Below are 21,034 nucleotides of genomic sequence, written 5' to 3' on the forward strand. Positions count from 1 at the left end.
TTCCGGAATCATGACCTCATTGCGCTTCGTCGAGCGGCTACGCGACCTCATGGACGGCGTCGAGGTCATCCTGTCCGATATCTGGGGCGTGGTGCACAATGGGCTGGAGTCCTTCCCCGAAGCCTGCGAGGCGCTGCACACCTGCCGCCAGCGCGGAGCTACCGTCATCCTGATCACCAACGCACCGCGGCCGGCCGATTCCGTGCAGCGCCAATTGCGCAAGCTCGGCGTCGCCGACGAAACCTACGACGCCATCGTCAGTTCCGGGGACCTGACCCGGAGTTTCGTCGCCGATCACCCCGGCAAGAAGATATTCTGGATCGGTCCGGAACGGGACTCCTCGATCCATCGCGGACTCGACGCCGTGATGGCGCCGCTGGAGCAGGCCGACTACATCATCTGCACCGGCCTGTTCGACGATGAAACCGAATCGGCGGAAGACTATCGCGCGATGATGCTGCAGGCGCGCGAGCACAAGCTGCCGCTGGTCTGCGCCAACCCCGACATCGTCGTCGAACGCGGCGACCGGTTGATCTATTGCGCCGGCGCGATCGCCGAGCTTTATCGCGAGCTCGGCGGCGAGGCGATCTTCTACGGCAAGCCGCACCGGCCGATTTATGAACGCGCGATGGCGCTCGCCGCCGAGCGCCGCGGCCATTCGGCACCGCTCGACCGCGTGCTGGCCATCGGGGATTCGGTGCGGACCGATCTCACCGGCGCGCACGGCTTCGGAATCGATTGTCTTTTCCTCACCCGCGGCATCCATTCCGAGGAGTTCGAGGGCATCGACCAGCTCGACCCGGCCTCGGTGAAGGAGCTGTTCGGACATCCACCCCGCGCGCTGATGCGGGAGCTGCGGTGGTAGGTGCATCGCTGCACCGGACTCAAAATTGCGAAAACAACCCCATGCAAAGTAGGAATGGGTCTTACATCATCCGAAAACGCAAGACCTGGTAGGGCTCATGAGAGCGCAGCATGCCCGGGATTGGGCCGGGCATCACGAGAACTGGAGCGAGCTGGAGACCAGGCGCCTTACGCCGTCGCCATGTCCGGGAAGACCGCCTCGATCTTGGTCTTCAGCGTCGCCGCGTTGAACGGCTTGACGATGTAGTTGTTCACGCCGGCCTTCTTGGCGGCGATCACGTTCTCGGTCTTGGATTCCGCCGTGATCATGATGAAGGGCGTGGTGGCAAGGTTGGGGTCGGCGCGGACTTCCTTGAGCAGGTCGTAGCCGGTCATCGGCTCCATGTTCCAGTCCGAGATCACCAGTCCGTATTTCTTGCTGCGCATTTTGTTCAGCGCGGCCGAGCCGTCGCTGGCGTCGTCGATGTTGTCGAAGCCGAGTTGCTTCAAAAGATTTCGGATGATGCGGATCATGGTGCTGTAGTCATCAACCACCAGAACCGGCATGGACAAATCAACCGCCATCTTTTCCCCCACTCGACGCTTTACGCCACAAAAAATCGACAGGCCTGCGGGACCCGCAGTCCTCCCCAAACCTCTAGCATCAGCCGTTAAACAGCCCGTTAACCCGACGACACCGGATTGCATCCGTTTTGACCCGCCGCGCCCGGCTTGACTTCGACGGCGGCGCCGCGTCACCGTCCGGCCGCCTTCACCGAGACCAAGAATCCCTGAAATGACAACTGGTTTTACCGTTATCCGAGACGCCACCCCTGCCGCCGACATCCCTCGCGGGGCGGTGGTCGCGATGGGCAATTTCGACGGCGTCCATCTGGGCCACCGGGCCGTGATCGACGCGGCTTTGCGGATGGGCCGCGCCCACGGCAAGCCGGCCTTTGCCGTCACTTTCGAGCCGCATCCGCGCAGCTTCTTCAGCCCGAACAGCCCCCAGTTCCGCCTCTCCGACGAGACAAACAAGCTGCGGCTGCTGGCCGGAACGGGGCTGAACGGCGCGGTCGTGATGACCTTCGACAAGACCCGCGCCGGAACCTCGGCGCAAGATTTCATTCACCATGACCTGATCGGGCGGCTCGGCGTCAGCGGCATTGCCGTTGGCTACGACTTTCATTTCGGCAAGGGACGAGCCGGTTCGCCGAGCCTGTTGGTCAGCGAGGGGCCGCGGCTCGGCATCGAGGTCGACGTTCAGGCCCATGTAGACATCGAGGAGCGGCCGGTGTCCTCCAGCGCGATCCGCATGGCGCTGGCGGAGGGCCAGATCGACGAAGCCACCGCCATGCTGGGCGGACCGTGGTTCGTCAGCGGCGCGGTAATCCATGGCGACAAGCGCGGCCGTGACCTCGGATACCCCACGGCCAACATCCGCCTCGACAAGAATTGCAGCCTCAAGCATGGCATCTATGCGGTGCGGGTCGGCCACGGGCAAGGAAAGGATCATGTGCGCTTCGACGCCGTCGCAAGCTTCGGCCGCCGCCCGACTTTCGACAACGGCGCCCCGCTGTTGGAAGTGTTCCTGTTCGACTTCAAGGGCGACCTCTACGGCGCGGTGCTCGATATCGCCTTCATCGGCTTCATTCGCGACGAACTTAAATTCGACTCGATCGACGCGTTGATCCGGCAGATGAACGACGACAGCACGCGCGCCCGCGCGCGGCTGGCCGCAGCCCCCGATGCGTTTCCGAAGCTCGGAGTGATCGATTGAGCAAGACCGAAAAAGAAAAGATGCTGGCCGGCGAACTCTATCGCCCCGGCGATCCCGAGCTGCAGGCGGATGCCGCCGCCAACAAGGCCTGGCTCGCGCGCTACAATGCGGCGCTCGCTGCGCCTGTGTCCGAGCGGCATGCGCTGCTATCGGCCCATTTCGGCCGTGTCGGCGCCGGCGCCGTGATCCGTCCGCCGTTCTTTTGCGACTATGGCTACAATATCCAGCTCGGCGATGAGGTGTTTCTCAACTTCAATTGCGTCATCCTTGACGTGGTTGAAGTGACGATCGGCGACCGCACCCAGATCGGACCGGCGACGCAAATCTACGCCGCCGACCACCCGCGCGATGCCGAAACGCGGCGAACCGGCCTTGAATTCGGCCGTCCGGTGCGAATCGGCAGCGATGTCTGGATCGGCGGCGGCGCCATCATCCTGCCCGGCGTCACGATAGGTGATGGCGCCGTAATCGGCGCCGGCAGCGTGGTCACGCGGGACGTCGGCGCGGGCGTCATCGTCGCGGGAAACCCGGCCCGGTCGCGGCAGGGCTGACAGTCCGCCCGCCAGCAGGCTTTGCGATTTTCCCGGCCCCCTGCTATGGAAAGCCCCATGTTTGCGCGGCGCACCATCAGCATTAGGGGCCCGGCTTCCGCCTGAGCGTCCGCCTCGGCGCAAGACCGGGATTTTCCTGTTTCAGCCGCTACTCCCCAGCGTTTCAGCGCCGTCTTCGAGCCAAACCAGAGCATTCATGTCCCAACAGCCGCAAAAGTCCGACGTCACAGATTATTCGAAAACCCTGTTCCTGCCGCAGACGGAATTCCCGATGCGCGCCGGCCTGCCGCAGCGCGAGCCGGAGATCCTCAAATACTGGAACGAGATCGACCTCTACGGAAAGCTGCGCGAGAGCGCGCAGGGCCGCGCCAAATTCGTGCTGCATGACGGGCCGCCCTATGCCAACGGCAACATCCATATCGGCCACGCGCTGAACAAGATCCTCAAGGACGTCGTGACCAAGAGCCAGCAGATGCTCGGCTTCGATTCCAACTACGTGCCGGGCTGGGACTGTCACGGCCTGCCGATCGAATGGAAGATCGAGGAAGAGAACTACCGCTCCAAGGGCAAGCCGAAGCCGGACTTCCGCGACTCCACCGCGATGGTGGCGTTCCGCAAGGAGTGCCGCGCCTATGCGACGCACTGGCTCAACGTACAGCGTGAGGAGTTCAAGCGGCTCGGCATCATCGGCGATTGGGACCACCCCTACGCCACCATGAGCTATCCGGCCGAAGCCCAGATCGCGCGCGAATTGATGAAGTTCGCCGCCAACGGCACGCTCTATCGCGGCTCCAAGCCCGTGATGTGGAGCGTGGTCGAGAAGACCGCGCTGGCCGAAGCCGAGGTCGAGTACGAGGACTACACATCCGACATGGTCTGGGTGAAGTTTCCGGTCACCTCGCCGGCGCATGGCGCGCTGGCCGAGGCTTCCGTGGTGATCTGGACCACGACGCCGTGGACGCTGCCCGGCAACCGCGCCATCTCGTTCTCGCCGAAGATCGCCTATGGCCTCTACAAGGTCACCGATGCGCCTGCCGACAATTGGGCGAAGACCGGCGATCTTCTGATCCTCGCCGATGCTCTCGCAGCAGAAGTATTCAAGCAGGCGCGCGTCACCGCCTATGAAAAGGTGCGCGACCTGCCCGGCGATACGCTCGACGCCGTGGAATGTGCCCATCCGTTGAAGGGATTTAGCGGTGGCTACGAGTTCATGGTGCCGCTGTTGCCCGGCGACCATGTCACCGACGACACCGGTACCGGCTTCGTCCATACCGCGCCGGGCCATGGCCGCGAAGACTTCGACGTCTGGACGGCAAATGCGCGTGAACTCGATCAACGCGGCATCAACACCGCCATCCCCTACACCGTCGACGAGAACGGTGCTTTCACCGATCACGCTCCTGGCTTCACCGGCAGGCGCGTCATCAACGACAAGGGCGAGAAGGGCGACGCCAACGATGCCGTCATCAAGGCGCTGGTCGAGGCCGGCAAGCTTTTGGCGCGCGGGCGGCTCAAGCATCAGTATCCGCATTCCTGGCGCTCGAAGAAGCCGGTGATCTTCCGCAACACGCCGCAATGGTTCATCGCGATGGATAAAGCAATCACTCCAAACAAGCTGGTTTGGGGCAGTGGTGTGAATACCCCCATGACGATGGCCGGCGATGACACTTTGCGGAACCGGGCTCTGAAATCGATCTCGGTGACGCAATGGGTGCCGCCCGCAGGGCAGAACCGCATCAACGGCATGATCGCCGGCCGCCCGGACTGGGTGATCTCGCGCCAGCGCGCCTGGGGCGTGCCGATCGCCGTGTTCGTGCGCGAGAAGGGCGACGGCTCCGCCGAAATCCTGCAGGACGACATCGTCAACCAGCGCATCGTCGAAGCCTTCATGGAGGAAGGCGCCGACGCCTGGTACATGGACGGCGCACGTGAACGTTTCCTGGGCGAACGCGCTGGCGAAGACTGGAAAAAGATCGACGACATCCTGGACGTCTGGTTCGACTCCGGCTCGACGCATGCCTTCGTGCTGGAGGACCGCCAGAATTTTCCCAGCCTCGGCAACATCGTCCGCAAGGTCGATGGCGGCGAGGATACCGTGATGTACCTCGAAGGCAGCGACCAGCATCGCGGCTGGTTTCATTCCTCGCTCTTGGAAAGCGCGGGCACCCGCGGCCGCGCGCCCTATGACGTAGTGCTGACTCACGGCTTCACGCTGGACGAGAACGGCCGCAAGATGTCGAAGTCGCTCGGCAACACCGTCGAGCCGCAGAAGGTGATGAAGGATTCGGGCGCGGATATCCTGCGGCTGTGGGTCTCCGCCACCGACTATGCCGACGACCAGCGCATCGGACCGGAGATCCTCAAGAACACCATCGAGACCTATCGCAAGCTGCGCAACTCGATCCGCTGGATGCTCGGCACGCTGCATCATTTCAACCCGGCCGACGCGGTCGCCCATGGCGACATGCCCGAGCTGGAACGCTTGATGCTGCACGAACTGGCGAAACGCGCGACAATCGTGCGCCAGGCCTATGCCGAGTTCGACTACAAGACGGTGGTCGCGACGCTGGCGGCGTTCATGAACAGCGAATTGTCGGCGTTCTATTTCGATATCCGCAAGGACGCGCTCTACTGCGATCCGCCGTCCTCGGTCACGCGCAAGGCGGCGCTGACCGCGATCGACATCATCTGCGATGCGATCCTGCGCTGGCTGGCGCCGGTGCTCAGCTTCACGACCGAAGAGGCGTGGCGGATGTACAAGCCGGACGCGGAAGCCTCGGTGCACCTGACGCTGTTCCCCGAAAGTTTTGACCAATTCCGCGACGAGAAGTTGGCGGAGAAGTGGGAGACCGTTCGCGACGTCCGCCGTGTCGTCACCGGCGCGCTCGAAGTCGAACGCGCGGCCAAGAACATCGGCTCATCGCTCGAGGCCTCGCCGTTGGTCTATGTGTCGGACAAGAATATCTTCAACACGCTGCTCGACATCGATCTGGCCGAGGTCTGCATCACTTCGAACGCGATGGTGACCAACGACGATGCGCCGGCCGGCGCATTCAGCCTCGCCGACGTGCCCGGCGTCGCCGTTGTGGTCGAAAGGGCAGTTGGCACCAAATGCGCGCGGTCGTGGAAGATCCTGCCCACGGTCGGCGAAGACGCCGAGTATCCCGACGTCTCCCCGCGCGACGCGCAAGCGTTGCGGGAATGGAAGGCGCTTGCCGAGGGCCATAAGCCGGCCGATGCAGCCGTAGCGGCCGCCAGGCCTGTCGCGTTGGTCGAGCAGCAAGCTGTAGAACAACCGCAACAAGCAGAGGAAGCGCCGGAGCAGGCCGGTTCAGGAAAGGTGACGGCGGACACGACTGCCAAGAAGGTCAGAGCCAGGAAGGTTTTGGAAACCGCGGAGGCCGAGCAAGCCAAGAGCGAGGCGAAAGCCAAGAGCGCCCCCGAACCCAAGGCCGAAGTCAAGAAAGCAGAACCCAAGAAGGCCACAACGAAGAAAGCCAAGGCCGACAAGACCGCGGCCAACAAAACCACGGCCAAGAAAGCCCAAGCCAAGAAAGCCAAGGTCAGGAAAGCCGCCAAATCCAAAAAGGCAGCTTCGGCAACGAAGGCGGCCAAGAAGGGAGCTAAGAAGAAAGCGGTAAAGAAGGCGGACAAAAAGACCGCCAAGAAGGCGGGAAGAAAGTCGTCTGCGACCCCGTCGAAAAAGAAGAAAAAGAAGAAGGCGAGATAAGTGTCCGGCAAGGAGCGCTTCGTAACCCCTCACCTTCGCGCCGGCGCCGTTGCCGCGCTCGCGACGCTGGTGATCGACCAGGCCTCGAAGCTTTGGTTGCTCTACGTCTTCGACCTCGCCAATCGCGGCGCGGTCAGGGTCACGCCGTTCTTCGACCTGGTGCTGGCCTGGAATGTCGGGATCAGCTTCGGCTGGTTCCAGAGCGATAACCAACTCGCCCAGCTTGCGCTGATGGCGATCAAGGCGATTGCGGTGATCGTGCTGGGGATCTGGATGGCACGCTCCAGCACGCGTCTCGCGACGCTGGCGCTCGGCCTGATCATCGGCGGCGCGCTCGGCAACGGCATCGACCGATTCGTGCACGGCGCGGTGGTCGATTTCGCCCTGTTCCACATCGAGGTCGGGGGAAAAACCTTCAATTGGTACGTGTTTAACCTTGCGGATGTGGCCATTGTTGCCGGGGTAGCGGGCCTATTGTATGACTCGTTCCTGGGGGTACCCGCCGCAAAAGCGCCCTGATCCCGGCCGATACGACCCCTGCGGTCTGGCGCCGTTAGGCCCCTTAAGCTCGGCCCCCCGCGTGTTGCAGAAATTGTGAATGGGAACAGCGCGATGCGCGAGACCGAACCCCGCTTCTTCTGGATGATGCAGACCAGCTCGCTCACCCGGGCGCTGCGGTTCGCCGCCATCGCTCTCGGCATAGGTCTTGTGATGGCCGCTGGCCCCGTGCGCGCGGCTGACGACGAGGACGAAGACGACAAGACCTTCGAGGAAAAGATCATCGAAGGCATTATGCGCGGCCTTGGCGGCACCAACATGGAAAATCGCGGCATCGAATACCGCGAGCGCTCCCCGCTGGTCGTTCCACCCAAGCTGGATTTGCCGCCGCCGGCCGCGGCCGCAGCCGACGCGAAGGCGCCGAATTGGCCAAAGGACCCCGACGAGCAGCGCCGCAAGGCGGCGATTGCGGCCCGCAAGAAAGAGAACAAGGACCCGCGTGAAGCGTCCCGCATCCTGACGCCGGCCGAACTCGCGGTAGGCAAGACCGCGGCGCCCGCGCGCAAGGACAATGATCCGGTGCAGCCGGGCACCTCCAACAACAATCCGATCCTGAGCCCGTCGCAGCTCGGCTATAACGGCGGCTTCAGCGGCCTGTTCGGTGGCAGCAAGACCGAAACGGCTCCCTTCAAGGGTGAGCCGACGCGGGAATCGCTGACCCAGCCTCCGCCCGGCTACCAGACACCGTCGTCCAATTTTGCCTACGGCACCGGACCGAAGGAATCGCTGAACAAGGAATATAATCCGGCCAAGGGCAAATATGGCGATTAGTTAAGCTGATCTCTCGCCATCGTGACGATTGCCGGAACCAAGCGCGGTGTACGATGCCGCGGCTTTGATCCCGAACGGTTTTGTCGGGTTACTTCTAACATTTGCGCGGATTCGTTTCGCAGGGCCGGCAACCAGCTTTGCGGAATTTTAGCGCCAGATAGGTCATGATGTCGTCACACCGTCTTGCCGTTTCTCTCGCGATAGCCCTCATCTCGACGTTTGCTTTCTCCGCCGGCGGCGCATTCGCCCAGACCACGGTCACGTCGGAACGTCCCGCCAGCTTCACCCTCGACAACGGCCTGCAAGTCGTGGTGATCCCGGATCACCGCACGCCCGTCGTCACGCAGATGATGTGGTACAAGGTCGGCTCCGCCGACGAGACGCCGGGCAAATCCGGACTGGCGCACTTCCTCGAACATCTGATGTTCAAGGGGACCGCGAAACATCCCGCCGGTGAATTTTCGCAGACCGTGCTGCGGATCGGCGGCAACGAGAACGCCTTCACCTCGCTCGATTACACCGGCTATTTCCAGCGCGTGCCGCGCGAGCAGTTGGCGAAAATGATGGAATTCGAGGCCGACCGCATGACCGGCCTCATCCTCAAGGATGAGAACGTGCTTCCCGAGCGCGATGTCGTGCTCGAGGAATTCAACATGCGGGTCGCCAACAATCCGGACGCCCGGCTCACCGAGCAGATCATGGCGGCGCTGTATCTCAACCATCCCTATGGCCGCCCGGTGATCGGCTGGCGCCAGGAGATCGAGAAGCTCGACCGCGAGGATGCGCTGGCGTTCTACAAGCGCTTCTACGCGCCGAACAACGCGATCCTGGTGATCGCGGGCGACGTCGATGCCAAGGAAGTCCAAGCCATGGTCGAGAAGGCCTATGGCGGCATCCCGGCGCAGCCGGCCATTGCGGCGCAACGAATCCGCCCGCAGGAGCCGGTGCCGGCGGCACCGCGCACGGTGACGCTGTCCGATCCGCGCGTCGAACAGACCAGCCTGCGGCGCTATTATCTCGTCCCCTCTTCCACGACCGCTGCGGCCGGCGAAGGCCCGGCGCTCGACGTGCTCGCGCAACTGATGGGCGGCGGCTCCAACTCCTATCTCTATCGCGCACTTGTAATCGACCGTCAGCTCGCGATCAGCGCCGGTGCCGGTTACCAGGGCACCGCGCTGGATCCCTCGCAGTTCTCGATCTCGGTTTCGCCAAAGCCCGGCGTGGAATTTTCGCAAGTAGAGCAGGTGATCGACGGCGTGATCGCGGAGGTCATCCAAAACCCGGCCCGCGCCGAGGATCTCGAGCGGGTCAAGACCCAGTTGATTGCGGAAGCGATCTACGCCCAGGACAACCAGGCCACGCTGGCGCGCTGGTATGGCGGCGCGCTGACCACGGGGCTTTCGATCGACGACATCAGGAGCTGGCCGGACCGGATTCGCGCCGTCACCGCCGAGCAGGTCCGTGACGCCGCGCAGAAATGGCTCGACAAGAAGCGCTCGGTGACCGGCTATCTGATCAAGGATACCGCGCAAAAACGCGAGGAGAAGCGCTCGTGATCCGTTTTTCGATTCCCGCGCAGCGCCTCGCATCCGCCCTGATCGCCGGCACCGTCCTGCTGTTGCTGGCGGCGAGCCCGTCGCACGCCGCAGCCAAGATCCAGCGGCTGGTCTCGCCTGGCGGCATCGAGGCCTGGTTCGTGCAGGACGCCACTGTGCCGCTGATAGCGATGGAATACGCCTTCGCCGGCGGCGCCGCCCAGGATCCGGCCGGCAAGTCCGGCGTCGGCAACATGGTCGCCAGCCTGCTCGATGAAGGCTCCGGCGATCTCGATTCCAAAACCTTCCACGAGCGCCTCGAGCGCCGCGCCATCGAACTGAGCTTTTCGTCGACCCGGGATTATTTCCGCGGCTCGCTTCGGATGCTCAAGGACAACAAGGACGAGGCTTTCGGCCTGCTCCATCTGGCGCTGACCTCGCCGCGTTTCGATGCCGTCGACGTCGAGCGCATTCGCGCGCAGGTGCTCTCCGGGCTGCGCCGCGACACCACCAACCCGACCTCGCTGGCGAGCCGTAAATTCCTGGAAGTCGCTTTTGGCGATCATCCGTACGGCCGGCAGGCCAACGGCACGCTCGACAGCGTGCCGAAGATCGATGTCGCCGACATGAAGGACTACGTCCGCCGCGTGATTGCAAAGGATAACTTGCGGATCGCTGTGGTCGGCGACGTCGATGCCGACACGCTCGGCAAGCTCCTGGACAAGACGTTCGGCGGACTGCCGGCCAAGGCCAGCCTCACGCCGATCGCCGAGGTCGAGGCCACCAAGCCGCCGCAGCGCGCGTTCGTGCCGCTCGACGTGCCGCAGACCGTGGTGACGTTCGGCGGCCCCGGCGTTCGCCGCCACGATCCGAATTTCATGGCCGCCTACGTCGTGAACCACATCCTCGGCGGCGGCGGGCTGTCATCGCGGCTCTACAAGGAGGTGCGCGAAAAGCGCGGCCTTGCCTATTCCGTTTATGAATCCCTGCTCTGGATGGATCGCTCCGCGCTGTTCATCGGCAATACCGGTACCCGTGCCGACCGCGCCGGTGAGACGGTGGACGCGATCGAGAAGGAAATCCGCCGCATCGCCGAGGAAGGCCCGACCCAGAAGGAGCTGGACGAGGCCAAGTCGTACCTCAAGGGCTCGCAGATGCTGGCGCTCGACACCTCTTCGAAGCTGGCGCAGGCACTGCTGCAATACCAGCTCGACAAGCTGCCGATCGACTACATCGAGAAGCGCAATGCCCTGGTCGACGCGGTCACGCTGGACGACGCCAAAAAGGCGGCGCAGAAGCTGTGGGGCCAGGGCTTGCTCACCGTGATCGTCGGCCGCGCCCCGCAAGCCGCCGCGCAGCCCGCCGCGGCGCCGCCGAGAGCGAACTAGGCCTTTAAGCTTAGCTACACTCTAGCGATACGGCACTCTGCGCTCCCTCCCCCCGTGCGGGGGAGGGCTGGGGAGAGGGGTGGCCGCGAGTTCCGGTGCTTGTGGCTTACCCCTCACCCTAACCCTCCCCCGCAAGGGGGGAGGGAACGACCGAGCGCGCGGCAAGCGGCTTCAATTCAAAACCGCTATCTTGCATTCGCCGATTCTCTAGCATTCCGGTGAACGCCATGCTGCGGGTTTCCCGCGACCTCACGATTGACGAAAACGACATCGAGATCGGCTTCGTCCGCGCCTCCGGCCCGGGCGGGCAGAATGTCAACAAGCTCGCGACCGCAGCGCAGCTCCGTTTCGACACGCGCAAGATCGCGTTGCCCGAGGATGCGGCCGCACGGCTGGTGCGGCTCGCCGGCCAGCGCATGACCAAGGAGGGCGTGATCGTGATCCACGCCCAGCGCTTCCGCACCCAGGAGCGCAACCGGGCCGACGCCATCGATCGCCTGCTCGAATTGTTGCGCGAGGCCCTGATCCGCCCGACGCCGCGCCGGCCGACCAAGCCGACCTTCGGATCGAAGCAGCGGCGGCTGGAAGGCAAGAAGCGCCGCAGCGACGTCAAGGCGAAACGCACGGCGCGCTTTGACGATTGAACCGCCGATCACGACGTCTCAATCGCGAACCAGATATTCCCGGATCATGATCCGCGCGCGGTGGATGCGCGCCTTGACGCTTTCGCGTGTCAACCCAAGAACACCAGCGATCTCGTCGATCGACAACTCCTCGATATCGCGCAGCAGGATCACCTCGCGATAGTGGTCGGGCAGCGACTGGATGGCGCGAGAAAGATCGATGCGAATGTCTTCTGGCGCAAGATGCGCCAGGCGCGCCTCCGCATCGTCGGCCGCCCGTGTTTCCGTCGCGCGGCGCAGCAAGCGAAGGCAGGCGCGGCGCGCCACCGAAAACAGCCACGCCGAAAACGACGTCACCGCGCGCAACGTGCCGACCCGCCGGTACAACAGCAGCAGCGTTTCCTGAACCGCGTCGTCGATATCGGCCGCGCGGCAATTGCGTGCGGCATAGCGGCGGATATCCGGCTGAGCGGCTGCGATCAGCGACACCCGCGCCGCGGTGTCGCCGCCGCGAGCGGCCTCGATCAGCGAGGGATTGAAGCGCCCCGCTCGGACCAACACGCTCATGATGAGGGAAGCCTGCGGCCGACCATGGCGCACATCGGGCAAAAGCCGAAAAATCCGGTCGCGATTGCGACCGCGCCGGTGGCCGCGATCAGGTAGCCGGCCGTCGTGCCGGGCATGCCGAAAAACCCATAGGCGATCATCACAACGCCCCCGATCGTCCGCATCGCCCGCTCCCAGCCCGGCAAATTCTTGCGATAAAACATAGCAGCTCCCTTTGATTGCGCGAAAGAACGTCAGCGCGTTCTCGTCAAATAGAGCCGCCGGGCCGAGCTTTCGGTTCGCGGGTCGAGGCACAAAAAACTCCGGCCGCCACACGGCCGGAGTTCTGTTGGAGAGCAACCCGTCGGAGGAGGCGGGTTTCCTCCAGGCACTTAGCGGCTGCTTGCTGGAGGGGTCGCCGCTCCGCCCGTGGCCTTGGGCGGCGCTGCACTACCGCCCGCTCCGACGGTGCCTTTCGCACCCGGCTTGGCGCCTGCCCTCTGGCCCGCGGCGCCCGCCGGCGCGTCTTCGTCCATGCTGCCCGCCGCGCCGCCCTGCATCTGGGTCGTGCCCTTTGCTCCGCCGCGGATCTGGGTGTCGGATGAGGCGCCTTGCGCCAGTACCGGACCGGCAAGCAGAGCCGAGATTGCAACCGCGATCGCCGAGGTTTTCACTAGCTTCATCCATTTCTCCAAGGTTTTGTCGAACGACAAACAGTTCGGTTTCTTCAGGCACCGTTCACAACCCGAACATGTTCATCGCCGGATCAGTCGTTATCCGCGAACGGTGCGCTCGCCATGCAAGCCGCGCGATGTGGTGATCGTGCAGGGATTTCGAGGTCATTTTGCGAATCCTTGGCCACATGCAGACCGCATATTCGGCGCCTCCGCAGCATCCGGAAAGTTCCGTAAAAATATTTTGAACACATGCATTTGACTCGGTAGCCGCGTAAAATCGTCGTCCAGCCTCGAATCGATCTGAGACCTCATGCCCGTCCGCCAGCTTCCCGAACAGGTCGTCAACCGCATCGCCGCCGGCGAAGTGGTCGAGCGTCCCGCGAGCGTGGTGAAGGAACTGGTCGAAAACGCCATCGACGCCAGCGCCAGCCGCGTCGACATTTTCACCGATGGCGGCGGCAGGCGGCGGATCGGCATCACCGATGACGGCAGCGGAATGACTCATGGCGATCTCGCACTCGCCGTCGACCGTCACGCCACCTCGAAGCTCGATGATGAGGATCTGTTACGCATTCGCACGCTGGGCTTTCGCGGCGAGGCCCTGCCCTCGATCGGCGCCGTAGCGAAGCTCGGTATCACCACGCGCCACGCCAGCGAACCGCATGCCTGGTCGCTGTCGGTCGAAGGCGGCCTGAAATCGCAGATCATGCCGGCCGCGCTGTCGCAAGGCACCCGCGTCGAGGTCAGCGATCTCTTTTATGCAACGCCCGCCCGGCTGAAATTCCTCAAGACCGACCGCACCGAGGCCGAGGCGATCCGCGAAGTGGTGCGGCGCCTCGCGATGGCGCGGCCCGACATCGCTTTCACCTTGGCCGGCGAGGAACGCGCGCCGGTGACCTGGGCCGCGGCGCTGCCGGGTGCTGCGGGCCGGCTGACGCGGCTCGGCGACATCTTGGGTCACGATTTCCGTTCTTGCGCCATTGAAGTGCGCTCCGAGCGCGAAGGCGTCGTGGTCGAGGGCTTTGCCGCCGCCCCCTCGCTGACCCGCGCCAATGCGCTCGGGCAATATCTGTTCGTCAACGGCCGCCCGGTCCGCGACAAGCTCATCCTCGGCGCGGTGCGCGCGGCCTATTCCGACTATCTGCCGCGCGACCGGCATCCAGTCGTCGCGCTGTTCGTGACGCTGGCGCCGCAGGAGGTCGACGCCAACGTGCATCCGGCCAAGACCGAGGTGCGGTTTCGCAACGCCGGGCTTGTTCGTGCGCTGATCGTGCATGCGCTCAAGGATGGCCTCGCCCGCGAGGGCCGGCGCACCGCTGCCAATACCGACGGTGCGGCGCTGTCGGCGTTTCGTCCGTCCTTTGCGGCGCGCCCGACCAACTGGGACTGGCGGAGTTCGCCGGCCTATCCGGTCAGGCCTTCGTTCGAAGGCGCGGCGGCAACGGCGCTCGCCGAAGCCGGGCAAGCCGCGTTCGATGTCGGCGCGCCGACCGCCGACGTGCGCTTCGAGGCGCAGCCCTCTGCCGACCTGCTCGACCGTCCGCTCGGCGCGGCGCGGACGCAAATCCACGAGACCTATATCGTCTCGCAGACCCGCGACGGCCTCATCGTCGTGGATCAGCACGCCGCCCATGAGCGCATTGTCTACGAGAAGCTGAAGGCGTCGCTGGCGAAGAACGGCGTGCAGCGGCAAATTCTTCTGATCCCCGAGATCGTCGAACTCGATGAGGCGACCGTCGAGAAGCTGCTGGCGCGCGCCGAGGAACTCGCCTCCTTCGGACTTGCGATCGAATCCTTCGGCCCCGGCGCGGTGGCGGTGCGCGAGACACCGTCGCTGCTCGGCAAGGCAAATGCCGCAGGGTTGCTGCGCGATCTCGCCGAGCACATGGCCGAATGGGACGAGGCGCTGCCGCTGGAGCGCCGCCTGATGCATGTCGCCGCCACCATAGCCTGCCACGGCTCGGTCCGCGCCGGGAGACGCCTCAAGCCCGAAGAGATGAACGCGCTTCTGCGCGAGATGGAAGACACGCCGAATTCCGGCCAGTGCAATCATGGCCGCCCGACCTATGTGGAGTTGAAGTTGAGCGACATCGAGAAGCTGTTCGGGCGGCGTTAGCTGCAAGCCGCTTCTTGTTCCCCCTTGGTGAGTGACGAAAATGTCAGTTATGTTCGGACCATGCTGCTTCTGCAGTCGCGAAATCAGAAAAACCGCGACTGATCCGTGCCGTGTCACGGTTGAAACGGCTGATGGCAAATGGCAGGCTTGGACGTGCCACGGCTCGTGTTTCCGGGAGCGATTGACCGACGCGCCGGAAGCCCCCGCACTATTTGAGCCAGCTCATTTCTGACTGACGGCTTGCGGCTAGCTTCCGCCGTCGACAGCCGTACTCGTCAAGCATAGAACTCCCCCACTAGGGCCAGGGTAAGAAAGCGTCACTCCGCCCGCAAAAACACAAACTCCGTATCGTCATACGCCCGCCGCTCGAGCTCCTCGAAGCCCTCGGGCGCTGCGAACGCCGCATCCTTCGATTCCTCCACGACCAGCAGCGCCCCCGCCGTCAGCCAGCCGCCGCCGCGTAGCGAGACCAGCGCCTTCTCCGCTAGCCCCTTGCCATAAGGCGGATCGAGAAACACCAGCGAGAACGGCTCGACCGGATGCGCCGGGCCGAGATTGGTGGCGTCGCGGCGATAGACTTTTGTCACGCCGCCCAGCCCCAACGCCTCGACATTGTTGCGCAGCAACGCGCGCGCTTCGGCGCCGTTGTCGACGAACAGCGTGAAGCTGGCGCCGCGCGACACCGCCTCGATGCCGAGCGCGCCGGTGCCGGCGAACAGGTCGAGCACGCGCGCGCCTTCGATCGGGTTGTCGTAAGCGTGGATCAGGATGTTGAACACGGACTCGCGCAAGCGATCCGCGGTCGGACGGATCTCCCGCGATGAGGGCGAGGCGATATTACGGCCCTTCAATCGTCCGCCAACGACACGCATAGCCCAGCTACTCGTCCCGCGGCTTCAGATCGCGCTTGCCGTGATAGCCGCGTCGCGGGCGGCGCGGCGGGCCGTAGCCACTGGCCTCGTCCTCGTTGCGCGCGCGGGCTTCCTCGCTGCCGGTGCGCTGCACCAGCACGCGGCGGCCCTTGCGGTCGGCGATCAGCGCGCTCTTGCCCGCCGGCTTGAACGGCTTCTTGCCGCGCGCTGCGTCGTCCTCACTATCGGATTTCTCGCCCGGCATCGGCCGGTTGAAATCCGCGCCCGCGAGTGCAGCGATCTTATCGCCGAGCTGCTCGCGCAGCACCCGGGTCTTGACCTCCTCGACCTGGCCCTCGACCAGCTCGCCGAGCTGGAACGGTCCGTAGGAGACGCGGATCAGGCGGTTCACCTCGAGGCCGAGATGCGCCATGACGTTGCGGACCTCGCGGTTCTTGCCTTCGCGGATCGCGAACACCAGCCAGACGTTGGCACCCTGGTCGCGCTCCAGCGTCGCGTCGATCGAACCGTATTTGACGCCGTCGACCTCGACGCCCTTCTTCAGTTCATCGAGCTGCGCTTGCGTGACCTCGCCATGGGCGCGGACGCGATAACGCCTGAGCCAGCCGGTGTCGGGCAGTTCGAGCGCACGCGCGAGTCCGCCGTCATTGGTCAGCAGCAGCAGCCCCTCGGTGTTGAAATCGAGCCGGCCGACCGAGATCAGCCGCGGCAGGCCTTCCGGCAGGTTGTCGAACACGGTCGGCCGCCCTTCGGGATCGGCATGCGTGGTCATCAGCCCGCGCGGCTTGTGATACATGAACAGTCGCGTGCGCTCGCGCGGCGGCAACACCTTGCCATCGACGGCGATCACGTCATTGGCGGTGACGTCGAGCGCCGGCGAATTGATGACGCGGCCGTTGACGGTGACGCGGCCCTGCGTGATCCATTCCTCGGCATCGCGGCGCGAGGCCAGGCCTGCGCGGGCGACCACCTTGGCGATGCGCTCTCCGGCCTTCTTCGGCTTCGGCTCCGCGCGCGGCGCGCGCTTGTCGAAATCGGCCGGGCGCTCGCGATACGCACCACGGCCGCCGAAGGCCGGGCGCTTTGCGAAGATCTTGCCGTCGTCCTCGTTGTCGCGGCGCGGCCGGTCGCGAAAGCGTCCCTCGCTGCGCGGATGCTCCTGCCAATCGGTGCGGCCTTCCGGCCTGTGGCGGGGACGGTCAAACTTCGGGCGATCCTCGCGCGAGCGTGAGAACCGCGGACGCTCGTCGCCGCCACGATCATCGCGCGACCGCTCAAAGCGCGGCTTGTCGAAGCTGCGCCCGCCTTCGCGTGAAGGGCGCGCGTCACGCCCTCCCCGATCATCGCGCTTCTGCCAGGGCTTCTCGTCACCCCGCTCGGGACGATCGCCAAAATCCTTGCGTGGACTGCGCGAAAATCGCTTCTCGCCATCGCGCGGCGCACGATCACCATAGGGCCGATCGCCACGCGGACGGTCGCCGTCTTTGCGGAAACCTTCTCCGCGCGGCGTGTAAGGCCGCTTATCGCCGAATTTCCTGTCCTGAAAACGCCCGGCCGGACGGCCCTCTTCGCGCTCGCGACGCGCGGGACGCTCGTCGCGAGCATAGCTCCCCCGATCGCCACGCGGTTTGAACGAACGCTTGTCGCCATCGCGATCGTCCCGCGCGCGAAAATCCTTGCGCGGCCCCCGCTCGGGGCGATCACCGCCGGAACGATCCTCCCGGTCAAATCTTGCCCGAGGCCGATCGCCAAAATCCCGGCGCGGCGGACGGTCGTCGTCGCGGCGGAACGAAGCACCTTCCCGCTTGCCGGCGTAAGGCTTCTTGCCGAACGATTTTGCCCCTTCGGACTTCCCGGCATAGGGACGCCGCTCACCGCCGCGCTCGTCGCCATCCCGGGCGCCAAAGCCGCGCTTGGCAAACTTCTTCTCAGGCCCCCGCGCCGCTCCCGAGCGGCCCTTGCCTCCGCCGGCGCGGCCCTGGCCGCCCCCGGGACGGTCCCGCCGGCCGCGGGAATCGTTGTTTTTGTCGTTATCGCGGGGCATGAATGTTCTCTTGGGTCCGAATAAAATGGCCATCAGGCGGATCAGGATGTGCTGTCATAGCGATAACGCGCGCGCACTTCGCTCAAGGCGCATTCTCACGCAAAACCGGCATCCACGTTTGCTGAAGGCGGCCCTCATAGCAGGTTTATTCCAATGATACGAGGCATGACTGCCCCTTCTTTCATGGATTTGGCGCTAAAAACGGCCGAAAACGCCGGAAAGGCCGGCGAAGTTCCGATCGGCTGCGTGATCGTGCGGGATTACGAGGTGATCGCCACCGCCGGCAACCGGACGCTGACCGACCGCGATCCGACCGCGCACGCCGAAATATTGGCGATCCGGCAGGCGGCGGAGGTCATCGGGACCGAGCGGCTGGTCGATTGCGACCTCTACGTCACGCTGGAGCCCTGCACGATGTGCGCCGGCGCGATCTCGTTTGCGCGGATCCGGCGGCTCTATTACGGCGCCGCCGATCCCAAGGGCGGCGCGGTGGATTCCGGCGTGCGCTTCTTCGCGCAGCCGACCTGCCATCACGTGCCGGAGGTTTACTCGGCTGTGGGAGAGACAGAGGCGGCAGCGCTGCTCAAGGAGTTCTTCAAGGTGAGACGGTAGCCCCGCCGTCATTGCGAGCGAAGCGAAGCAATCCACGTCGCGACATGACGGATGGATTGCTTCGTCCGCTCCGCTCCTCGCAATGACGTAGGAGAGGTCCGCGCCAACTCATGGTGCCATGAAGAATTCTTTTAACAATTTCGCCGTCACGTCCGGATTCTCCTCCGCCAGAAAATGCCCCGAGTCCACCGGCGCACCTTCCACGTTCGTCGCCCATTTCTTCCACGCATCGAGCGGCGTCGTTGCAGCAGGCGCGACGCCGGCATCGCCCCACAGCGCCAGCATCGGGACCGTGATCTTCTTTCCGGCGTCGAAATCGGCCTTGTCGATTTCATAGTCGGCATAGGCACCGGCGCGGTAGTCCTCGCACATCGCATGCACGCGGGCGGGATCGCGGAACGGCGCGAGATAATGTTCCAGCGCGCGCGGATCGATCGCGTCGAGCGTCTTCGATTTGGTCTGGCTCGCCATCTTGCACTTGAGGAAAAATTCTCCGTTGTTGGCGATCAGCGTTTCCGGCAGCGGATAGGGCTGCGCCAGAAACGCCCAGTGGTAGATCTTCAGCGCCGAAAGCCGGTTCAGCTTCTCCCAATAGTCATAGGTCGGCGCGATATCGAGCACCGCGAGCTTCGACAGCCGGCCGGGATGATCGAGCGCCAGCCGGTATGACACGCGGCCGCCGCGGTCGTGTCCGGCGAGTGCGAAATGCACGTGGCCGAGCTGCTCCATCGCCTCCACCATCGCCTGCGCCATCGCGCGCTTGGTGTAGGGCGTATGGTTCTCGTCGCTGCGGGGCATGTCCGACCAGCCATAGCCCGGCAGGTCAGCGATGATCAGCGTGAACTGGTCCGCGAGCTGCGGCGCGACTTGGTGCCACATCACATGCGTCGACGAAAACCCGTGCAGCAGCAAAAGCGGCGGGCCGTTGCCGCCGACACGGGCAAAGATGCGCCCCGACGAGGTGTTGATCCATTCGGCCGCGTATCCGGGAAACAGATCGGCAAGATCGGGCATGGGCACTCCTTCGTGGGCTGCAGCACTTGCTTCAAACTTTGTTTGCCGTTGCCGCTGGCAGACCGCAGGTTTATGCCATCCCTCAAGTCCGACCAACAACAACAAGACGCGAGGAAACCAGCGATGTCGATCGATTTCGAAATCCCGTCTGAGGCCAAGGCGATCCGCGAGAAGGTCCGCAAATGGGTGCACGAGGAATGCATCCCTGCGGAGAAGGAACTCGACTCCAAGCCGCTCGCTGAAGTACTCGGCCCGCTACGGGCCAAGGCCCGGGCGCGCGGCCTGTGGTGCCCGTGGGTGCCGAAGGAATATGGCGGCATGGGCCTCGGCCCGCTCGCCAACGCGCTGGTGCAGATGGAGCTCGGCGAGAGCATGCTGGGTGCGCTGTCGATGAACACGCAAGGTCCCGACGACGCCTCGATGATGACGATCCTGGCCCACGGCACGGAATATCAGAAGGAGAAGTTCCTTAAACCCCTACTCAACGGCGACAAGCGCATCTGCTTCTCGATGACGGAAAAGGCCGCTGGTGCCGACGCCACCGGCATGCAGACCACGGCAGTCAAGGACGGCAACGAGAACTACGTCCTGAACGGCGAGAAGTGGTTTTCCTCCTCCGCCAGCGTGGCCGACATGGCGCTGGTGATGGCCAAGACCGATCCGAACGCGCCGCGGCACAAGCAGTATTCCACCTTCATCGTGGAGCTGCCGAACCCCGGCTATAAGATCAAGCGCAACGTCGCCAACATGGCGATCGAAGGGCCGCATGACGATGTGCTCCACGGCGGCCACTCCGAAATCGAGATCAAAGATTTGAAGGTGCCGGCGGACAATCTGCTCGGCGGCGAAGGCAATGGCTTTGCAATGGGCCAGCACCGTCTCGCTTATGGCCGCCTGCGCCACGGCATGCACAACGTCGCCAAGGCGCAACGCGCGCTGGACATGGCAGTCGCCCATGTCACCAAGCGCTCGACCTTCGGTAAATTGCTCGCCGACCGGCAGGCGGTGCAGTTCATGCTCGCCGATTGCGCCAGCGAACTCTACATCGGCCGCCTGATGCTGCTGCACATCGCCTACAAGGCGGAAAAAGGCCTCGACATCCGCCAGGAGAACTCGATCGCAAAGATCTTCCATGCGCACATGGTGCACAAGGTGATCGACACCGCGATCCAGCTCCACGGCGCGCTCGGCTTCAGCCAGGATACGCCGCTGGCGAAATGGTACACCCAGGTGCGCTCCCAGCGGCTGGTCGACGGTCCGGATGAAGTACACAAGTGGAAGATCGGCAAGAACGTCATCAAGGCGTTCCGCGAGCACGGCACGACTGCGAGTGCAGCAGGCGGGGATTTGTTGTAGCCATCGTCATTGCGAGCG

Annotated in this window: 18 protein-coding genes and 1 pseudogene; 12 read left to right on the top strand and 7 right to left on the bottom strand. The window is 64.3% G+C overall.

The annotated features are described in order from the left end of the window. Nucleotides 1–10: 10 nt before the first annotated feature. Nucleotides 11–865 carry a TIGR01459 family HAD-type hydrolase gene (locus tag V1278_RS33085; protein ID WP_334383616.1) on the top strand — a complete coding sequence of 285 codons (855 nt, stop codon included), beginning with the start codon at nt 11–13 and terminating at the stop codon, nt 863–865. Between the two features lie 167 nt (nt 866–1,032). On the opposite strand, the gene V1278_RS33090 is transcribed toward V1278_RS33085, so the two are convergent. Further along, nucleotides 1,033–1,428, bottom strand: a complete 396-nt coding sequence (locus tag V1278_RS33090) for a response regulator (protein WP_028350718.1) — start codon at nt 1,426–1,428, stop codon at nt 1,033–1,035. A 211-nt stretch (nt 1,429–1,639) separates the two neighbouring features. On the opposite strand from V1278_RS33090, the gene V1278_RS33095 reads away from it, so the two are divergent. The 8 genes and pseudogenes from V1278_RS33095 to arfB all read left to right on the top strand — a co-directional run bounded on the left by V1278_RS33095 (nt 1,640) and on the right by arfB (nt 11,800). Further along, nucleotides 1,640–2,623, top strand: coding sequence for a bifunctional riboflavin kinase/FAD synthetase (locus tag V1278_RS33095; protein WP_334383617.1), 984 nt, complete (start codon nt 1,640–1,642; stop codon nt 2,621–2,623). Then, nucleotides 2,620–3,174 (top strand): sugar O-acetyltransferase, encoded by a 555-nt coding sequence (locus V1278_RS33100; RefSeq protein WP_334383618.1) that lies wholly within the window; start codon nt 2,620–2,622, stop codon nt 3,172–3,174. Before V1278_RS33095 ends, V1278_RS33100 begins: the two co-directional genes overlap by 4 nt. 196 nt (nt 3,175–3,370) lie before the next feature. Then, nucleotides 3,371–6,388, top strand: a pseudogene (gene ileS / locus V1278_RS33105) (isoleucine--tRNA ligase); the annotation flags it as partial. Between the two features lie 516 nt (nt 6,389–6,904). Next, nucleotides 6,905–7,423 carry a signal peptidase II gene (gene lspA / locus V1278_RS33110; protein WP_334383619.1) on the top strand — a complete coding sequence of 173 codons (519 nt, stop codon included), beginning with the start codon at nt 6,905–6,907 and terminating at the stop codon, nt 7,421–7,423. A 93-nt stretch (nt 7,424–7,516) separates the two neighbouring features. Beyond that, nucleotides 7,517–8,233, top strand: a complete 717-nt coding sequence (locus tag V1278_RS33115) for a hypothetical protein (RefSeq protein WP_334366750.1) — start codon at nt 7,517–7,519, stop codon at nt 8,231–8,233. Between the two features lie 164 nt (nt 8,234–8,397). Then, nucleotides 8,398–9,789: a M16 family metallopeptidase gene (locus V1278_RS33120; RefSeq protein WP_442894068.1), complete on the top strand. Its 1,392-nt coding sequence runs from the start codon at nt 8,398–8,400 to the stop codon at nt 9,787–9,789. Further along, nucleotides 9,786–11,156, top strand: coding sequence for a M16 family metallopeptidase (locus V1278_RS33125; RefSeq protein ID WP_442893710.1), 1,371 nt, complete (start codon nt 9,786–9,788; stop codon nt 11,154–11,156). Before V1278_RS33120 ends, V1278_RS33125 begins: the two co-directional genes overlap by 4 nt. A gap of 227 nt (nt 11,157–11,383) precedes the next feature. Beyond that, on the top strand, nt 11,384–11,800 hold the full coding sequence (arfB, locus tag V1278_RS33130; protein WP_213288168.1) for an alternative ribosome rescue aminoacyl-tRNA hydrolase ArfB: 417 nt from the start codon (nt 11,384–11,386) through the stop codon (nt 11,798–11,800). An 18-nt stretch (nt 11,801–11,818) separates the two neighbouring features. Here arfB and V1278_RS33135 read toward each other — a convergent pair whose 3' ends face one another. The 3 genes from V1278_RS33135 to V1278_RS33145 all read right to left on the bottom strand — a co-directional run bounded on the left by V1278_RS33135 (nt 11,819) and on the right by V1278_RS33145 (nt 13,008). Beyond that, complete coding sequence (locus tag V1278_RS33135; RefSeq protein WP_334383621.1) at nt 11,819–12,346, bottom strand: RNA polymerase sigma factor; 528 nt, start codon at nt 12,344–12,346, stop codon at nt 11,819–11,821. Further along, a complete protein-coding gene (locus V1278_RS33140) occupies nt 12,343–12,549 on the bottom strand; it encodes a YgaP family membrane protein (protein ID WP_334383622.1) in 207 nt (68 codons plus the stop codon). The genes V1278_RS33135 and V1278_RS33140 overlap by 4 nt, the downstream gene beginning before the upstream one ends. 168 nt (nt 12,550–12,717) lie before the next feature. Then, nucleotides 12,718–13,008, bottom strand: a complete 291-nt coding sequence (locus V1278_RS33145; RefSeq protein WP_334366746.1) for a hypothetical protein — start codon at nt 13,006–13,008, stop codon at nt 12,718–12,720. Nucleotides 13,009–13,312: 304 nt separating this feature from the next. Between V1278_RS33145 and mutL the strand changes: the two genes are divergently transcribed. Continuing rightward, the gene (gene mutL, locus V1278_RS33150; RefSeq protein ID WP_334383623.1) at nt 13,313–15,118 is read left to right on the top strand and encodes a DNA mismatch repair endonuclease MutL; all 1,806 of its coding nucleotides are present in this window, start codon (nt 13,313–13,315) and stop codon (nt 15,116–15,118) included. 317 nt (nt 15,119–15,435) lie between these two features. On the opposite strand, the gene rsmD is transcribed toward mutL, so the two are convergent. Both rsmD and V1278_RS33160 read right to left on the bottom strand, forming a co-directional pair. Beyond that, nucleotides 15,436–15,990: a 16S rRNA (guanine(966)-N(2))-methyltransferase RsmD gene (gene rsmD, locus V1278_RS33155; RefSeq protein WP_334383624.1), complete on the bottom strand. Its 555-nt coding sequence runs from the start codon at nt 15,988–15,990 to the stop codon at nt 15,436–15,438. Nucleotides 15,991–15,997: 7 nt separating this feature from the next. Further along, nucleotides 15,998–18,034, bottom strand: a complete 2,037-nt coding sequence (locus tag V1278_RS33160; RefSeq protein ID WP_334383625.1) for a pseudouridine synthase — start codon at nt 18,032–18,034, stop codon at nt 15,998–16,000. Nucleotides 18,035–18,187: 153 nt separating this feature from the next. Between V1278_RS33160 and V1278_RS33165 the strand changes: the two genes are divergently transcribed. Next, on the top strand, nt 18,188–18,646 hold the full coding sequence (locus tag V1278_RS33165) for a nucleoside deaminase (protein ID WP_334366742.1): 459 nt from the start codon (nt 18,188–18,190) through the stop codon (nt 18,644–18,646). 108 nt (nt 18,647–18,754) lie between these two features. Here V1278_RS33165 and V1278_RS33170 read toward each other — a convergent pair whose 3' ends face one another. Further along, a complete protein-coding gene (locus V1278_RS33170) occupies nt 18,755–19,660 on the bottom strand; it encodes an alpha/beta fold hydrolase (protein WP_334383626.1) in 906 nt (301 codons plus the stop codon). Nucleotides 19,661–19,783: 123 nt separating this feature from the next. On the opposite strand from V1278_RS33170, the gene V1278_RS33175 reads away from it, so the two are divergent. Next, complete coding sequence (locus V1278_RS33175) at nt 19,784–21,016, top strand: acyl-CoA dehydrogenase family protein (protein WP_334383627.1); 1,233 nt, start codon at nt 19,784–19,786, stop codon at nt 21,014–21,016. Nucleotides 21,017–21,034 lie beyond the last annotated feature (18 nt).

It is taken from the genome of Bradyrhizobium sp. AZCC 1577 (genome assembly GCF_036924575.1).
Classification (GTDB): Bacteria; Pseudomonadota; Alphaproteobacteria; order Rhizobiales; family Xanthobacteraceae; genus Bradyrhizobium.

Bases quoted from the DNA above. Each gene is read 5' to 3' on its own strand.
- rsmD (WP_334383624.1), bottom strand. From the start codon at position 15,990: ATGCGTGTCGTTGGCGGACGATTGAAGGGCCGTAATATCGCCTCGCCC.
- V1278_RS33135 (WP_334383621.1), bottom strand. From the start codon at position 12,346: ATGAGCGTGTTGGTCCGAGCGGGGCGCTTCAATCCCTCGCTGATCGAG.
- mutL (WP_334383623.1), top strand. From the start codon at position 13,313: ATGCCCGTCCGCCAGCTTCCCGAACAGGTCGTCAACCGCATCGCCGCC.
- V1278_RS33115 (WP_334366750.1), top strand. From the start codon at position 7,517: ATGCGCGAGACCGAACCCCGCTTCTTCTGGATGATGCAGACCAGCTCG.
- arfB (WP_213288168.1), top strand. From the start codon at position 11,384: ATGCTGCGGGTTTCCCGCGACCTCACGATTGACGAAAACGACATCGAG.
- V1278_RS33085 (WP_334383616.1), top strand. From the start codon at position 11: ATGACCTCATTGCGCTTCGTCGAGCGGCTACGCGACCTCATGGACGGC.
- V1278_RS33140 (WP_334383622.1), bottom strand. From the start codon at position 12,549: ATGTTTTATCGCAAGAATTTGCCGGGCTGGGAGCGGGCGATGCGGACG.
- V1278_RS33095 (WP_334383617.1), top strand. From the start codon at position 1,640: ATGACAACTGGTTTTACCGTTATCCGAGACGCCACCCCTGCCGCCGAC.
- V1278_RS33170 (WP_334383626.1), bottom strand. From the start codon at position 19,660: ATGCCCGATCTTGCCGATCTGTTTCCCGGATACGCGGCCGAATGGATC.
- V1278_RS33160 (WP_334383625.1), bottom strand. From the start codon at position 18,034: ATGCCCCGCGATAACGACAAAAACAACGATTCCCGCGGCCGGCGGGAC.
- V1278_RS33090 (WP_028350718.1), bottom strand. From the start codon at position 1,428: ATGGCGGTTGATTTGTCCATGCCGGTTCTGGTGGTTGATGACTACAGC.
- V1278_RS33175 (WP_334383627.1), top strand. From the start codon at position 19,784: ATGTCGATCGATTTCGAAATCCCGTCTGAGGCCAAGGCGATCCGCGAG.
- V1278_RS33120 (WP_442894068.1), top strand. From the start codon at position 8,398: ATGATGTCGTCACACCGTCTTGCCGTTTCTCTCGCGATAGCCCTCATC.
- V1278_RS33165 (WP_334366742.1), top strand. From the start codon at position 18,188: ATGATACGAGGCATGACTGCCCCTTCTTTCATGGATTTGGCGCTAAAA.
- V1278_RS33145 (WP_334366746.1), bottom strand. From the start codon at position 13,008: ATGAAGCTAGTGAAAACCTCGGCGATCGCGGTTGCAATCTCGGCTCTG.